General features: G+C 36.2%; 15 protein-coding genes. 2 read left to right on the forward strand and 13 right to left on the reverse strand.

Going from position 1 to position 15707, the window contains the following annotated elements; all coding sequences use genetic code 11:
- Positions 1 to 101: 101 nt before the first annotated feature.
- The 6 genes from V7024_RS11765 to V7024_RS11790 form a co-directional block, all read right to left on the reverse strand.
- Positions 102 to 377, reverse strand: coding sequence for a YlbG family protein (locus tag V7024_RS11765; RefSeq protein ID WP_020059271.1), 276 nt, complete (start codon positions 375 to 377; stop codon positions 102 to 104).
- A gap of 164 nt (positions 378 to 541) precedes the next feature.
- Positions 542 to 994, reverse strand: coding sequence for a YlbF family regulator (locus V7024_RS11770; protein ID WP_335519978.1), 453 nt, complete (start codon positions 992 to 994; stop codon positions 542 to 544).
- A 76-nt stretch (positions 995 to 1070) separates the two neighbouring features.
- Positions 1071 to 1643: a histidine phosphatase family protein gene (locus V7024_RS11775; protein ID WP_335519980.1), complete on the reverse strand. Its 573-nt coding sequence runs from the start codon at positions 1641 to 1643 to the stop codon at positions 1071 to 1073.
- A gap of 76 nt (positions 1644 to 1719) precedes the next feature.
- Positions 1720 to 1965, reverse strand: coding sequence for a YlbE-like family protein (locus V7024_RS11780; protein WP_335519983.1), 246 nt, complete (start codon positions 1963 to 1965; stop codon positions 1720 to 1722).
- An 11-nt stretch (positions 1966 to 1976) separates the two neighbouring features.
- Positions 1977 to 2390 carry a YlbD family protein gene (locus tag V7024_RS11785; RefSeq protein WP_335519984.1) on the reverse strand — a complete coding sequence of 138 codons (414 nt, stop codon included), beginning with the start codon at positions 2388 to 2390 and terminating at the stop codon, positions 1977 to 1979.
- A gap of 88 nt (positions 2391 to 2478) precedes the next feature.
- Positions 2479 to 3516: a CAP domain-containing protein gene (locus tag V7024_RS11790; protein ID WP_335519987.1), complete on the reverse strand. Its 1038-nt coding sequence runs from the start codon at positions 3514 to 3516 to the stop codon at positions 2479 to 2481.
- Positions 3517 to 3726: 210 nt separating this feature from the next.
- Here V7024_RS11790 and V7024_RS11795 point away from each other — a divergent pair, with 210 nt between their 5' ends.
- Positions 3727 to 4092 carry a YugN family protein gene (locus V7024_RS11795; protein WP_335519990.1) on the forward strand — a complete coding sequence of 122 codons (366 nt, stop codon included), beginning with the start codon at positions 3727 to 3729 and terminating at the stop codon, positions 4090 to 4092.
- Positions 4093 to 4355: 263 nt separating this feature from the next.
- On the opposite strand, the gene ctaG is transcribed toward V7024_RS11795, so the two are convergent.
- From ctaG to cyoE, 6 genes are all read right to left on the reverse strand, one after another.
- Positions 4356 to 5273 (reverse strand): cytochrome c oxidase assembly factor CtaG, encoded by a 918-nt coding sequence (gene ctaG, locus V7024_RS11800; protein WP_335519992.1) that lies wholly within the window; start codon positions 5271 to 5273, stop codon positions 4356 to 4358.
- Between the two features lie 64 nt (positions 5274 to 5337).
- Positions 5338 to 5676 (reverse strand): cytochrome c oxidase subunit IVB, encoded by a 339-nt coding sequence (gene ctaF / locus V7024_RS11805; RefSeq protein WP_098916314.1) that lies wholly within the window; start codon positions 5674 to 5676, stop codon positions 5338 to 5340.
- A 3-nt stretch (positions 5677 to 5679) separates the two neighbouring features.
- Positions 5680 to 6303, reverse strand: coding sequence for a cytochrome (ubi)quinol oxidase subunit III (locus V7024_RS11810; RefSeq protein WP_098916315.1), 624 nt, complete (start codon positions 6301 to 6303; stop codon positions 5680 to 5682).
- Positions 6303 to 8165 carry a cytochrome c oxidase subunit I gene (gene ctaD, locus V7024_RS11815; protein ID WP_335519995.1) on the reverse strand — a complete coding sequence of 621 codons (1863 nt, stop codon included), beginning with the start codon at positions 8163 to 8165 and terminating at the stop codon, positions 6303 to 6305. Before ctaD ends, V7024_RS11810 begins: the two co-directional genes overlap by 1 nt.
- A 33-nt stretch (positions 8166 to 8198) precedes the next feature.
- The gene (coxB, locus tag V7024_RS11820) at positions 8199 to 9248 is read right to left on the reverse strand and encodes a cytochrome c oxidase subunit II (RefSeq protein ID WP_335519998.1); all 1050 of its coding nucleotides are present in this window, start codon (positions 9246 to 9248) and stop codon (positions 8199 to 8201) included.
- A gap of 92 nt (positions 9249 to 9340) precedes the next feature.
- On the reverse strand, positions 9341 to 10264 hold the full coding sequence (gene cyoE / locus V7024_RS11825) for a heme o synthase (protein ID WP_335520000.1): 924 nt from the start codon (positions 10262 to 10264) through the stop codon (positions 9341 to 9343).
- 632 nt (positions 10265 to 10896) lie between these two features.
- Here cyoE and V7024_RS11830 point away from each other — a divergent pair.
- Positions 10897 to 11844, forward strand: coding sequence for a COX15/CtaA family protein (locus tag V7024_RS11830; protein WP_335520003.1), 948 nt, complete (start codon positions 10897 to 10899; stop codon positions 11842 to 11844).
- A 98-nt stretch (positions 11845 to 11942) separates the two neighbouring features.
- Here the strand turns inward: V7024_RS11830 and pyc are convergent, their stop codons facing one another.
- Positions 11943 to 15389: a pyruvate carboxylase gene (pyc, locus tag V7024_RS11835; protein ID WP_335520005.1), complete on the reverse strand. Its 3447-nt coding sequence runs from the start codon at positions 15387 to 15389 to the stop codon at positions 11943 to 11945.
- Positions 15390 to 15707: the final 318 nt, after the last annotated feature.

Here is a 15707-nt window from a genome sequence, read left to right on the forward strand (position 1 = left end):
GACAATGCTTTCGCTGAATTTTGAGGCGGGAGTATTACTGCCCGAAAATAGCGGGATAAGATGAAGAATACAAAAAGCCCCACCAAAATTTTGGTGGGGTTTTAATCCAGCTTATTATAATCATATTCTTTTGCGCGATCTGGTCTGGAATTTTCGAACTCCGTTTTTAAAAACGGCCGATAAGATGGCTCGATTTTTTTTACAAACGGCAGCTTATTTAATTTTCGCATCATATGTTCTAATTGCTCCATATCACAATACACAACAGCATATTTAAACCGTTTTGATATGTAATGAATGTTTCCATATTTCCTTAAAATTTTAGCATGTTTTAAGGAATGTAGATAGACAATCATACTTTGTCGTTGCCCAAACATAATGTTCTCCTTTTATTTAATATCATTCATTTATTTCACAATAAGCTTCAGAATTTCACCTCGTATTAACGGGTATTAAGCCCCCACCGCTGAAAATTTCATCATCGATTTTCAAATATTTAAAAAACGGAAGCCATTTCTTATATTCTAAAAAACGGGGCAGATTACCCCGTTTTTTTACACCCACAACTACCTCCAGAGCCACAACCGCCTCCACAACCACCTGCATCAAAAAACGGATTGCCTGTCGGAACTTTAATAGCAGGTGAGATTTCGGCTCCCATAATTACACTTATCTCATCCAATAACCTTTGCAAATCATTTTCTGCTTTTTTAAAAGCAGAAATTTTTTCATGCAAATCTACTGCTCGTTTTAACTCTCGCATTTGTTTCGATACAGTTGTATAGTCAGGATGATATTTTCCAAAACGCTGTACTTCTTCATAACGCTCTTTCATTGCTGTAAATTGTTGAATCAGCATTTGTACTTCCGGATCTTGCTGCAATGTATGGTAGCATTTGCGGTACTGCTCTGCTATATCTGAACGAACAACTGCCTTTGCAAATTGTTCAGCCTTATCTAAAATCATTACGCTCTCTAGCGTCGCTACAATCATTAGAGACACCTCCGAATATTAATCATATCACATTTATAGCAGAACTACTAACTCTATGACTTTATTCAGATATAAATTACAAACAAATATGTTCAGCGATATTGTACTTCACAACTTCCCATGTTTCTTCTATTTCTCTCACATAACTGATACAAGCATTTTGTAATGGTGTTTGAAATGTAATTTCTTCTGGAGAAATAGCATGTAACATAGCTTTAATTGCGTGGGAATGTGCAACAATAATAATACGTTTCCCCATATATTTTTGGGCAACATCTTTTAATGCCGCAAAGCACCGCTCAACAATTTCTTGATCCGTTTCCATTCCTTCCACGTTACCATCTGCAATAAACTGTCTAACTTCAGCAACTGGCTTTCCTGATGCTACACCAAAATTTCGTTCCATAAAACGTTCATCAAGATGAATTGTATCCATTTTCACCGCATTAGCAATAGCTTGTGCTGTTTCGTGTGCTCTTACTAGCGGACTACTAACAATGATATCCCATGATTCGGCTTTTAACGCTGCGGCACTTTGACTTGCTTGTTTTTTTCCAATTTCATTTAAAGGAATATCTTCTCTTCCTTGAATAATTTCTTGAAAGTTCCAATCAGTTTGTCCATGTCGTACTAAACAAATTTCCGTCATGCTGCAACTCCTTTTTCTATAATCCATTTTTATTGTAACAAAAGTTTCGCATGACGGACACAATTTTTACTCCCAATTAATCAACGTTTTGCTGTTTCATATATTGAAACATGTCTATCATAAGAGAAGCAACGGATAATTGATTTTGAAACTTAGCTACCTTATCTGGGATTGTCTTTTTAAAATATTGCATGGCTGCTAATTCAAATGCTTCTTTTTCACTTGGATTTCTAGAAAGTTTCCGATACCAATACGGCTGCTCGCGAATATATTTCTGTAAATCTTCATTCGACTTTACAAATTCGATGAGTTCTGCTCTCATCACTCTTCCTCCTAGTCTTTTTGAAAGAAAAACGGATTATTTTCGGAATTACGCTGTTGCTTTGTTGTCTGATTCCCTTGAAACTGTTGTATAACCTGCTGCACGCTTCCAATAGCTGTCGTCATATTCGCTAAATGTTGCTGCACCTGTTCCACATCTAATTTTTTAAAAAACGATACCATATGTCCCATAAAATCCCCTGACTTTTCTCCGCTCTCTTCTTGTACAGAAGGAGGAACTATCTCTCCATTTACTTTGTAGCGATTCCATACACCATCTTCTTCTCCAAGTAAGTACCATTCTTCGTAAAACTGTTGCCATGATTTCGTTCCATTTCGAACGTCATGAACCATCTTTGGATGCTGATGTACAAACTCTTTGAATTTTTGAATAGAAGGATGTAAATCTCCTTTCACTGTTGTCATTACAATCACCCCATCAGATGTATCTTTTACTATATTGTAAGAAAAAAAGGGGCGCATGGTTCGCCTATTTTTAGGCAATCCATACACCCTACTTCTGAATAAAATTTTGCGTATAAAATTTATCATACACGCCAATTCCTAAACCAGTGAATTGTTCGTTTAGTATATTCTTTCGATGTCCCTCACTATTTAACCATCCTTGAACCGCTGCGATTGCATCACTATGCTGCGCCGCAATGTTTTCCCCGGCTAACTGAAATGATACACTTCCTTTTTGCAAACGATCTCCTAATGTACCAAACGAAGGTGAATCATGAGAAAAATAGTTGTTATCTTTCATGTCTTTACTATGTTCATATGCTACTGCCGCCGTTTGCTGGTCCCATACTAATAACGGGAGATGATAACGGCTTCGAATAACATTTGTCAAATCTAAAATTTGTTGTGTATTCCCTTGTTCAACTTGTTTCATTTGTTCTGGTGATAACTGCTGTGGATTCGTTAATTCTCCAGAAGAAACAAGTTGATACGGTCTTTGTTTGATTAACGTTTCATCATCCATATAACGAACACCGACAAGTTTATGTGTGAAATGATCAAAATATAATTGCGCCCATCCCTCTTCTATCGAAGCGAGTGGTTGTTCTGTTAGTTCAACATCAGATAATTCGAATTGATAGCTATTTTTCCCCATTTTGAGTGAAATTTCATATGAAAACGGATTTTTTTTATAAATATCTTCATACTTTTCACCAATATGAAATGGTGAAACACTCACTTTCTCTCCGCCAACATAAATCGTAACAATTTTGTGCTCTTTAACCCCAAACTGCACATATTTCGATAAGTCTTGATTATATACCCACCATTCATAACCATATGCAGATGACTCAATTCGTGCTGGTTCGCCCCAGTTCGCTAATAAAATTTCAGAATCACTACCAAGTAACTCTGGAATTGTTTCTGGTACTCCCTTAATCTCTTTTTCTTTTTTTGTTTTCACAATTTTATGCTCTTTTTTTAACTGAGGAGATTGAAATATATATTGAGAAACGAGTAATTTCCCGTATAGATCAATTGCTAAAATAAGAATAGTAATTACTATAATACGAAACAACTTTTTCAATTATATACCTCCTGAATAACCATGAAATTGAGGTATACACAAACAAAACTGTTTTCCCCATTTTGTGTGTACCACACTATGTTCACTATATCATATTTCTTTTATAAAATCAGACATTCTCCCTTTTCTCTCTATACGAATTGCGTTTTCTTACTATTCGTACTATTATAAATTTAAGTGGTTCTACGTTTATAATAAGGAGGCTATTTCATGCAATTTACAAATACGAAACTTGAAGGCGTAGTTGTTGACTTCACACTTCTTTCAGAGGTAATGGACAATCATCACTTTGTACTAGCTGGGCAATGGGATTACGAGCGAGTTACATACGACTATAAATTTGAAATGCTGAAAGATGTATATTATTTACGTATACAAGGTTTTGCGATAGAAGGAGATATTGGCAGACGACATGCCCATATTAAGTTATTAAAACCGCTTCTTGGTAAACATTATTATCCACACGGCGTGGAGTATGGAGAGAACGAAAGTTTCCCCAAAAATGTTCTTCAAAAAAGCGAACAGTTGCTTCAAAATATCGAAAAAGAGTTACAAAATTTAGCAATTATAGAATAAAGAAAACTTTCTACAAGATTCACCACCATAGCCTATTTTACTTTTATGAACATCGTACTTCTCAAAAGAAAGTTGAACAAAAAGAAGGTGTACACAATGGTACACCTTCTTTTTGTTTAGTAATTTATCCCGCTATTCGTGGGCAGTAAGACCACCATCTCAAGAGTGAGAGAGAAGCACCTAATCGATGAGAACTTTTCATCAATTAGGGACAAAAACTCCTACTGTCAGAAAGTTCACATTATCTTGATGAAAGTTTTCCATCAGTCGGGGAATGATTGAGATTGCAAATACGGAGGTAATGCATGTATCTGTTCAGCGTCTTTTGTCCGTTCTTTACGCGCCCAGGAGAAGAAAACATATCCAATGACTGTGCCATATACAATTTCTTGTATAATCTTCATTACAATCCCTCCTGTTTTCTGATCCTCTAAAACAGGAATCCAATGTAAGAAATCAGGACCTGTAATATTTAAATTAGATAATGTTCCAGCTGGTACACAAAGCTCCATCGCCTTCATCCATGCATTTGGATCTGTATATGTCACAAACAACGGCTCATTAGCAAAAATGATAAGTGCACAAGCCGGTGTTAATAGCATCCCATTAGCAAACATATAACCAATCTTTTTAATATCACTTAATGTTTGATATTGCGGTAACGGATTAAATATCGGCCACCACAACATAATTGCCATAAAAAACAGTACAGCAAGAACAATCGAATGTCCAATTTGACTCTGCTTTACTGTATCAAACACAATTGGTAAATGATACATCGAAAACAGCCCATTAAAAACAATTAATGCGATAATAGGATTTGCCCATATGCGTAATATGATACGAATCAATCGAAATGATGTTATATATTCAAACAACCAGATTGGTAACCCCAGTAATAATAATGGAGGTACAGCAATATACATGATTGCCATTTCTAACATATGTGCACTAAACACAATATGTCCAAGTAAATCAATTGGGCCCCCTTTAACCAAATATAATAGGAACATACCACTTGTAAAATAAAAGATTTTCCGTTTACTTACTTCCTCTCCGTCCGGAAAACGATGTCGATACTTTCCAATAATTAGAAAATAACTAATCACGACAGCTAATATAAAAAGAAAAAAGATTGGGCTCCACAGTGCATCAAAACCAAATATCCATAAGTTGTTCATTTTTTGACACCCTCCCTTTCATAAATAAAAGGAGATTGATGAACCCCCAATCTCCTTTCTTTTTTTAAACCCAAACTATTGTCATAAATGTTAAAATCGTTACTAATCCGACTAACAAACCAGCATACAAGAAAAACGTCGGAGCTTCATGCCCTTTATGACTCATATGCATAAAATAATACAATTGAAAAATAACTTGTACGGCAGCTAACAGTAAAATAAATGGTACAGAAAAAAGTGGACTAAATGTTTTTGGATATGCAACTGCTACAAATGCGATAATTGTCAAAAAAATCATTAATCCGAAAGTAACGACTTGATGCTTCATTTCTTCTGCACTTTTTTTTCTGCGATAAGCAAGATCGACTTTAGGGTTATTTATATTTGTTTGTTTTATCGCCATTGTTTATCCCACCATTCCCATTAAATATACTACAGTGAAAATAAACACCCAAACTACGTCGATAAAATGCCAGTATATTGATGCGACGTAAAACTTTGGAGCATTATATAAATTTAAACCACGCTTCGCATTACGAACTACTAGAGTTAAAATCCAAAGTAATCCAAATAAAACGTGTAATCCATGCGTACCAACTAATGCATAAAATGCAGAACCAAATGCACTGCTTTTCATCGTATGCTTAAATTCATGGGTATAGTGATTAAACTCATAAATTTCAAAACCTAAAAAGCCAACTCCAAGCAATACTGTAATAATTAGCCAAAGCTGCATTTGTTTAAAATTAAAATTCTTCATATGATACATTGCATATACACTCGTTAAACTACTCGTTAAAAGAAGCATTGTCATAATGAACACAAGCGGCATTTGAAACATTTCTTGTGACGTCGGTCCACCATTTGTTGAATTTTTCAGTGCTAAATATGTTCCAAACAAGGAAGCAAACAGTACCGTTTCGCCTCCTAGAAACAACCAAAATCCAATAAATTTATTCTTTCCTTCGAGGGTTGCTTTTTCAGGCTCTGCTGGAAAGGTTTCATTCGTTAATTTTTCCTCTGCATGCATTACGCCTTGCCCCCTTTATCATCTAAATCTTCCTTATGAATATGGTATCCATGATCATCAATTACAGATCGGAAGAACATTGCTCCAAACGTAATAATAAGACCCGCGATTGCTACCACTAACCATATTTTCTCTTTCCCACCTTGCATATACATCGCTCCAAATGCTGCGATAAACAGGCCTAGAGAGATAACAAACGGTAAGAAAGATGAATTTGGCATATGAATATCACCAATCGGTTCTGCTGGCGTTATCTCATTTTTCCCTTCCCGTTTTTCAATCCATAATGGATCTAACCCACGCACAAACGGTAATTGTTTGAAATTATATTCAGGTGTCGGCGCAGGAATTGCCCATTCTAGCGTACGACCATCCCAAGGATCGCGGCGGGCTTGTTTTCTTGAAAAAGATGTTTTTACAACATTAACCAAAAGTACAATTGTTCCAAGTGCCATAAATACTGCGCCTATTGAACTAATTAAGTTACCAGTTTCTAATCCTTGTCCTGGCAAATACGTAAAATATCGGCGCGGCATACCGATTAAACCGAGGAAGTGCTGAATAAAGAACGTTAGATGGAAACCAATAAAGAACAACCAAAACGTAATTTTACCAAGTGTCTCATCTAAAATTTTATTAAACATAAGCGGCCAATAATAATGAGCCCCCGCAAATAATCCAAACACTACTCCACCAACAATTACGTAATGGAAGTGAGCGACAACAAAATAATTGTCATGAAATTGATAATCAGCAGGAGCAGATGCAAGCATAACCCCTGTTACACCACCCATAACGAATGATGGAATGAAAGCAACAGCCCACATCATTGGCGTTGTAAAGCGAATACTTCCACCCCACATCGTAAAGAGCCAGTTGAAAATTTTAATACCTGTCGGAACAGCAATTGCCATTGTAGCTACAGAAAAAATGGCATTTGCTACTGGTCCAAGACCCACTGTGAACATATGATGTGCCCACACCATGAATCCTAAAAATCCAATTAATACCGTTGCAAATACCATAGATGAATATCCGAATAATCGTTTTTTAGAGAATGTCGCGAATATTTCTGAGAATATTCCGAAAACTGGGAGTATAAGAATATATACTTCTGGATGACCGAATATCCAAAATAAATGCTCCCATATAATCGTATTCCCTCCTAAAGCTGGGTTAAAAAAGCTTGTTCCAAATAATCGATCTAACATTAATAAAGCTAATCCGACTGTAAGCGGCGGAAATGCAAATAAAATAAGTGCAGATGTTACAAATGTCGTCCATGTAAACATCGGCATACGCATATATGTCATTCCAGGTGCACGCATATTAATAATGGTAACGAGAAAGTTAATACCCCCTATTAAAGTTCCAATACCTGAAATTTGCAAGCCGAGAACATAAAAATCGATGCCGTGTCCTTTGGATGCGAGTGATAACGATGCATATGATGTCCATCCTGCATCAGGTGCCCCGCCTAAAAACCAACTTAAATTTAGAAATACACCTCCAAAGAAAAACAACCAAAATCCAAGCGCATTAATAAATGGAAACGCAACGTCGCGTGCGCCGATTTGAAGTGGTACAGCTGCGTTCATCATTGCAAATACAAGCGGCATTGCTGCTAAAAAAATCATTGTTGTTCCGTGCATTGTTAACACTTGGTTGTATACATCTCCAACAAGAAAGTCATTGTTTGGAAACGCTAACTGATATCGAATAAATAGTGCTTCTATTCCTCCGATGATAAAGAATAACCCACCTGCAATTAAATAGAGAATGGCAATCTTTTTATGATCTACTGTCGTTAAATAATCCCAAATTACAGAGCCAACTCCCTGTTTTTTTGCTACAGAACTCACGTTTTCAACCTCCCCTTCGCAAATAGTTTCTCATTACTTTTCAACTTTTAATGTTTTCAAGTAAACATTTAATGACTCTACTTGATCATCAGTAAGATTACCGTATTTTCCAGTCATTTTATTTCCTGGTTTCATGCTTTCAGGGTCTTTTAACCATTTTTTTACGTTTTGTTCATTATTTTCAGCAATTCCCGCAACCATATCACGATCTGCGAAATTTGCTAAATTGGGTGCGATACGTGCAGAAGGTGGTCTGCTATCATTTGATCCAACAGCATGACAACCGATACAACTCTTTTCAAAAATCTGCTTTCCTTCTTGCTCTTTCGAAGTAGCAACAGTCTTTTTACCATCTAATTCTTTCATACTAGCAACCCACTTTTTGTACTCGCTTTCATTAACAACTTTCACTTTAAACTGCATTAGAGAATGAGAAGGTCCGCAAAATTCTGTACAAAAGCCATTATATGTGCCGGTCTTATCTGCTTTAATCCACATCTTGTTCACATTATCTGTATTTGTATCCATTTTTCCAGCTAAAGATGGCACCCAAAATGAGTGTTTGATATCAGCGCCTTTTAAATTTAAATACACTTTTTTACCTGTAGGGATGACTAAATCTTGAGAAGTTACTAATTTTTCATTATTGTAAGAAAATTCCCACCAATAAAGATTCGCTGTTACATCAACAACGATTGTATCTTTATCAATATTCTTTTTCTCCATTCCACTAACGTCAGCAAGTTTAAACGTATATGTAACAGTAGGGACAGCCAATACCAATAAAAGTAAAATCGGAATGACTGTCCATATTATTTCTAGCTTGTGATTTCCTTCTACTTGCTTCGGAATATAATTTTCCTGTCCTTTCCTTTGACGGAAACGCACAATTACATACAAGAAAATAATTGTAACAACAAGAACGACACCAATCATGATTGCGCTAGCTAATAACAATAAATCATATTGCATTTTTGCTACTTCACCTTGTGGAATCAAAGTAGATTGAAAGGCTTTACCGCATCCCCCTAACAGTAAAGCCACTAGTGAAACGAGCGAAAGCAATCGCCACTGTTTCTTCATGCAAACAACCCCCACTTTCTTTGTTAATTAGATTGTACTTTATAGTAAGTAAAGTAAATCTCAACGTAAAGAAATCCCCTCATGTCGTTGTCTTAGAAGAAAGTTACAACAATCATTGAAATAAATAAGATTGTTAAGTAATTTAAGGAGTATACAAACATTTGCACGGACCATTTGATGTCATCTTTCTTGCGGAAGCCATAAAACCCTAACACGATCCAACCGATGTTAAGAAATGTTGCAATTACCATAAATGTTACTCCAAGTGCACTCATATAAAATGGCAGTGGCAATAAGCATACTGTCCAAATCATAATTTGACGTTTTGTAATATCAAATCCATGCGCAACAGGAAGCATTGGAATACCTGCATTGCGATATTCTTCAACACGTTTCATCGCAAGTGCGAGGAAATGTGGAATTTGCCAAATAAACATAATTAAGAATAGCATCCAAGCAATAGGGTTATTCAAGCTTGGATCAATAGCTGCCCAACCGATTAAAGGCGGAACTGCCCCTGATACACTTCCTACTACTGTATTTAACGTATATTTTCGCTTTGTCCATAATGAATACAGAACAACATACGTAAAGGCACCAATAAAACCAATAAATGCTGCCATCGGTGTTGTAAATAGTAAAAATACAAAGCCCAGAAGCAAAATTGTAATACCTAACGTTAATGCGAATCCAGGTTTATATTTTCCTGTTACTGTTGGACGATTTTTTGTTCGTTCCATTAAATGATCAATATCTCTGTCAATATAATTATTTAAACTACATGCCCCTGCCATAATTAATGCAGAGCCGACGATTGTAAAAAACATTTTATCTAGATGGTCTATAACATTCAATCCATTGAAATGTAGAGCTAACCAAAATCCTGTAAATACAGTAAGTGTATTTGAATTTACAATCCCCATCTTAACGAGCGCTGATAAATCTTGTACACGTGTTGTTTCCGGTACATTTGTTACCGCTGACTCATCATGCAGTTCACTTGTTGCATGGCTCATCACTTTAACCCCCTCTTAAAACTTCCATCTTTCTTTTGCCCATTTACTTAAAATAAACCAGCATGCTTTTATATAGCAATATTATTACGGTAGAAATGTTGTTTTATGGTTTTACTATTAATATACACTTCTCGCTCGAATATATTAAAACATATTTCATGAAGAAATTGTGAAGAAAACATGAACTTTTTGTGTCTATGACTTAAAAAGTTTTCCTATTACATCATCAAGTATAGAACGTAGTTATCTTTTATAATAAACCATTTTGTCAAATTCCGCATGCATTTCCGTGTATTTCTTTATAAAACTCACTATTTTTTGTTACAATCAGCAATTTATTTTCCTTCCCTTCTTCCTTTCTCTCCCCTTTGCTATTTTATCAGATTTTATATATCATAGGACTGTAGTGCATTTCTGTTTCTATAACATTTATCCGGCTATTTACAAGTAGTAAGACCTCCACCTCAAGATTCTAAAGACATAAAGACTATCGGTCGGATAACTGCTGGTATGTGCCAAATTAGTTGAACTAACCCTTAGTAAGGATTGGAAACAACACCGAGGGAAGTTTTACTTTATATTTTATTAAAATATTGCACAATAACTTTGAAATTGAAAGCTGGTGAAAAGGATTGCAACGCTTTATAAAATGGTTAGCAGTCATTACAAGTCTTGATTTATTATTTGTTCTACTCGGCGGGGCATTAGTTACTAAAACTGGCTCTGGACAAGGATGTGGTAAATCTTGGCCGCTGTGTAATGGAGAACTTGTTCCTTCGAATTTATCAATAGAAACAATTATTGAGCTGAGTCATCGTCTTACTTCAGGTTCTGCAGGAATTCTCGTTACACTACTATGTATCTTATCTTGGAAATACTATGGACACGTTCGTGAAACAAAAGCACTTGCTATTCTATCTTTCGTGTTTTTAATAGCGCAGGCGCTCATGGGTGCTGCTGCAGTTATGTGGGGGCAAGTTCCGGCTGTATTAGCAATTCATTTCGGTATTTCCCTTATTTCGTTTGCTGCTGTTATTTTATTAACTCTTCTTATCTTTGAAATTGATAAGAAATTTGATGCCCATTCACTTGTTATTGATAAGAAGATGAAATTTCACATTTATGGTGTAACAATTTACAGTTACCTTGTTGTCTATACAGGAGCGTTAGTGCGTCATGAGCATGCGAGTTTAGCGTGTCCGAGTTTCCCATTATGCAGTAAAAATAGCCCTCTTCCCATGCAATTTCATGAATGGGTACAGATGGGACATCGAATTGCTGCACTATTAATTTTCGCTTGGATTTTATATGCAATGCTGATAGCTATCAGGCATTATAAGCAACAACCTGTTATATGTTATGGATGGCTTGCAGCTTTCATTCTTGTCACATGTCAAGCAATCGCCGGTATTTTAGTTGTATATACAGACGCAAGCTTAGCAATGTCACTTCTGCATTCACTCTTTATTTCATGCTTATTTGCTGTATTATGCTATTTAGTTATGCTAGGAACACGCAGTAAAACAAACATGAAGAAAACAGAAATAAACCGTACTACTAAGGAAACGAAACTATCATAATAACTTGTCGGAAGAGACAAGTTATTCTTTTAAAAAAGCAAAAGAGCTGCATAATAGCAGCTCTTTTGCTTTTTTAAAATTCGAGTGATAGCCTTATTTTATTGCTCTAATTCAATCAGCAAATCACCTGTTTGAATTGCCTCTCCGTCTTTCACATACACTTTTTTCACCGTGCCAGTAAATGGGGCTTGTACAGTTGTTTCCATTTTCATCGCTTCTGTAATTGCCATGGAATCACCTTTTTTCACTTGCTCCCCTTCCTTTACCACTACTTTAATTACCGTTCCCGGCATTGTTGCATTAATATGACTTGGATTTTCACGATTCCCTTTCACTCGTTGCGAAACCGTCGCTTTAACATTTTCATCTTTTACAACAATTTCACGAGGCTGTCCATTAAATTCAAAGTAGACAACACGTGTACCGTCTAATTGTGGTTCTCCAATCGAAATTAATTTCAAAATTAACGTTTTACCGCGTTCGATTTCTACACCAATTTCCTCACCAAGTTTCATTCCATAGAAGAATGTCGGTGTGTCAAGAACAGAAATATTTCCATATTGCTCTGCAACTTTTTGATAATCCATAAATACTTTCGGATATAACGCATACGCTACAATATCAAACATCGTTACTTCACGACCGAGCTTATGGAATAACTCTTCTTTTAATGCTTCAAAATCGATCGGTTCTAACAATTCACCTGGTCTTACTGTTAAAGGCTCTTTTCCTTTTAGAATAATCTCTTGTAACTTTTTAGGAAAACCACCATACGGTTGTCCAAGATCACCAGTGAACATTTCGACAACTGATCCTGGGAAATCTAATGCATGACCACGCTCATAAATATCTTTCTCTGTTAAATGATTTTGCACCATAAATAGAGCCATATCACCGACTACCTTTGATGATGGAGTTACTTTAACGATATCACCAAACATATCGTTAACGCGACGATACATCACTTTCACTTCATCAAAGCGATCTCCTAATCCGACACCTTTTGCCTGTTGCTGCAGATTACTGTATTGGCCGCCTGGCATTTCATGCATGTACACTTCTGTATGCGGTGCATTCATTCCACTTTCAAAGGAAGAATAATATTTACGAACATCTTCCCAATAATGAGAGAGTTTCTCTAAAGAATTCACGTCCACATTCGGTTGTCTTTCATTTCCTTCTAATGCATAGAACAATGTATTAGCGCTCGGCTGAGATGTTAAACCGGCCATAGAACTTACCGCAACATCTACAATATCAACACCAGCTTCAATTGCTTTCGCATATGTTAATACACCGTTTCCACTCGTATCATGCGTATGAAGATGAACTGGAATCGATACCGTTTCTTTTAATGCGGATACTAAATCATATGCTGCATTTGGTTTTAATAAGCCTGCCATATCTTTAATCCCTAAAATATGAGCACCCGATGCTTCTAACTCTTTTGCTAAGTTTTTATAGTAATTTAAGTCATATTTACTGCGCATTGGATCATGGATATCACCTGTGTAACACATTGTTGCCTCTGCAATTTTACCGCTTTGACGCACAGCATCAATTGCAACACGCATACCTTCTACCCAGTTTAAGCTATCAAAAATACGGAATACATCAACGCCCGCCTGCGCAGAACATTCTACAAACTTTTGAATTAAGTTATCTGGATAATTTTTATATCCTACTGCATTTGATGAACGAAGAAGCATTTGGAATAATACATTTGGCATACTCTCACGTAAATGTAATAAACGTTCCCATGGATCTTCTTTTAAGAAACGATACGCGACATCAAATGTTGCTCCGCCCCACATTTCTGCCGAAAATAAATTCGGTAACATTCTTGCTGTTGGTTCAGCGATTTGTCTCAACTCTTGTGTACGAATACGCGTTGCTAATAATGATTGATGTGCATCACGAAATGTAGTATCGGTTAATAAAACTTGTTTTTGTTCTTGAACCCATTTTACTAATCCATCGGCTCCGCGCTCATCTAAAATTTGTTTCGTACCAGCCTTGATTGGTTCAGAATGTTTTATGTTTGGAATGCGTGCTTCTGCAAAAATCGGTTTTTCTTGTTTTCCTACTCCAGGGAATCCATTTACCGTTACCGTGCTAATATACGATAGCATTTTTGTACCACGGTCTTTTCGTTTTGGGAATACGAATAGTTCCGGTGAGGAATCGATAAACGATGTATCATATTCTCCTGATAAAAAGTTTCGATTTTTTACAACATTTTCCAAAAAAGGAATGTTTGTTTTAATACCGCGAATACGGAATTCTTTTAAGTTACGTTCCATTTTAGCTGCTGCTTGTTCAAATGTTAATGCCCAAGTTGTTACTTTTACAAGTAATGAGTCATAATATGGTGTAATAACTGCACCTTGATAACTATTTCCCGTATCTAAACGCACCCCAAATCCGCCACCAGAACGATACGCCATAATTTTTCCGGTATCTGGCATGAAGTTATTTAGCGGATCTTCTGTTGTCACACGAGATTGAATTGCAAATCCATGCGTAATAATATCTTCTTGTTTTGGAATACTTACTTTTTCACTATGTAAAGCATATCCGTCAGCGATTAAAATTTGTGATTGAACGATATCAATACCTGTAATCATTTCTGTAATTGTGTGTTCCACTTGGACACGCGGATTCACTTCAATGAAATAAAATTCGTTTCCTTTTACCAGAAACTCAACTGTCCCCGCGTTCACATAATTAACATTTTTCGTTAATTGAACTGCAGCCTCACAAATACGATTGCGCAATTCAACTGGAAGAGACATACTTGGTGCTACTTCTACAACTTTTTGATGTCTGCGCTGTACAGAACAATCACGCTCATATAAATGAACAATATCTCCGTGTTCATCTGCTAATATTTGTACTTCAATATGTTTTGGATTTTCAACAAATTTTTCTACATATACTTCATCGTTCCCAAATGCAGCTTTCGCCTCGGATTTCGCACGATCATACGCTTCCTTTAGTTCGTCTGCACTGCGTACAATCCGCATCCCGCGCCCGCCGCCGCCAAGAGCAGCTTTAATGATAATTGGATAACCATTCTTTTTTGCAAAATCAGCTACTTCTTCAAGAGCATTTACAGGGCCATCACTACCAGGAATAATAGGGATATTTGCCAATTGAGCTTGCGTTCTTGCCTTTACTTTATCTCCAAACATGTCTAAATGCTTACTCTTTGGACCAATAAAAATAATCCCCTCTTCTTCGCAACGTTTTGCGAATTGGATATTTTCTGATAAAAATCCGTATCCAGGGTGAATTGCATCAACATGATTACTTTTTGCGATTTCAATAATACCTTCAATGTCGAGATATGCCTCAATTGGTTTTTTTCCTTCTCCTACCAAATACGCTTCATCTGCTTTATAGCGATGATATGAACCGCTATCTTCTTTCGAGTAAATCGCAACTGTGCGTAGTCCTAATTCTGTACAAGCACGAAACACACGAATCGCAATTTCTCCGCGGTTTGCTACTAATACTTTTTGAATACGTTGCAGCTTTTTCATGATTTTCCCCCTCAATTTTCCTACCAAATCATAACACCAGAAATTCGTCCCGCCTTAGTGGGAGTAAGTATTTCACTTCCATCAGTACTTTTTCACTGCGTGCAAGCTTCACCTTATTTTTATTCATCATACCTTATTTTTTGACAAATGATAAGCACTCTGTCCAATTTATCTCACAAAATTAGTATAGCATAAAAAGAAGGAAGCAACCATCCTTTTTGTAGAACACATTTAACGAATGTGACATACTCTTTATTGTGAAATAATAAAATAATCATCCTTTTTTTCTAAAACTACGCAAATAAAAGAAGCTTTGTA

Source organism: Bacillus sp. JJ864 (assembly GCF_036963045.1).
GTDB lineage: Bacteria > Bacillota > Bacilli > Bacillales > Bacillaceae_G > Bacillus_A > Bacillus_A pseudomycoides_C.

What these genes read in the sequence shown, in the direction of transcription:
- pyc (WP_335520005.1), bottom strand. Translation starts at nt 15,389, where the DNA reads ATGAAAAAGCTGCAACGTATTCAAAAAGTATTAGTAGCAAACCGCGGA.
- V7024_RS11765 (WP_020059271.1), bottom strand. Translation starts at nt 377, where the DNA reads ATGTTTGGGCAACGACAAAGTATGATTGTCTATCTACATTCCTTAAAA.
- V7024_RS11785 (WP_335519984.1), bottom strand. Translation starts at nt 2,390, where the DNA reads ATGACAACAGTGAAAGGAGATTTACATCCTTCTATTCAAAAATTCAAA.
- ctaF (WP_098916314.1), bottom strand. Translation starts at nt 5,676, where the DNA reads ATGGCGATAAAACAAACAAATATAAATAACCCTAAAGTCGATCTTGCT.
- V7024_RS11795 (WP_335519990.1), top strand. Translation starts at nt 3,727, where the DNA reads ATGCAATTTACAAATACGAAACTTGAAGGCGTAGTTGTTGACTTCACA.
- V7024_RS11780 (WP_335519983.1), bottom strand. Translation starts at nt 1,965, where the DNA reads ATGAGAGCAGAACTCATCGAATTTGTAAAGTCGAATGAAGATTTACAG.
- V7024_RS11775 (WP_335519980.1), bottom strand. Translation starts at nt 1,643, where the DNA reads ATGACGGAAATTTGTTTAGTACGACATGGACAAACTGATTGGAACTTT.
- V7024_RS11810 (WP_098916315.1), bottom strand. Translation starts at nt 6,303, where the DNA reads ATGCATGCAGAGGAAAAATTAACGAATGAAACCTTTCCAGCAGAGCCT.
- cyoE (WP_335520000.1), bottom strand. Translation starts at nt 10,264, where the DNA reads ATGAGCCATGCAACAAGTGAACTGCATGATGAGTCAGCGGTAACAAAT.
- coxB (WP_335519998.1), bottom strand. Translation starts at nt 9,248, where the DNA reads ATGAAGAAACAGTGGCGATTGCTTTCGCTCGTTTCACTAGTGGCTTTA.
- ctaG (WP_335519992.1), bottom strand. Translation starts at nt 5,273, where the DNA reads ATGAACAACTTATGGATATTTGGTTTTGATGCACTGTGGAGCCCAATC.
- V7024_RS11770 (WP_335519978.1), bottom strand. Translation starts at nt 994, where the DNA reads ATGATTGTAGCGACGCTAGAGAGCGTAATGATTTTAGATAAGGCTGAA.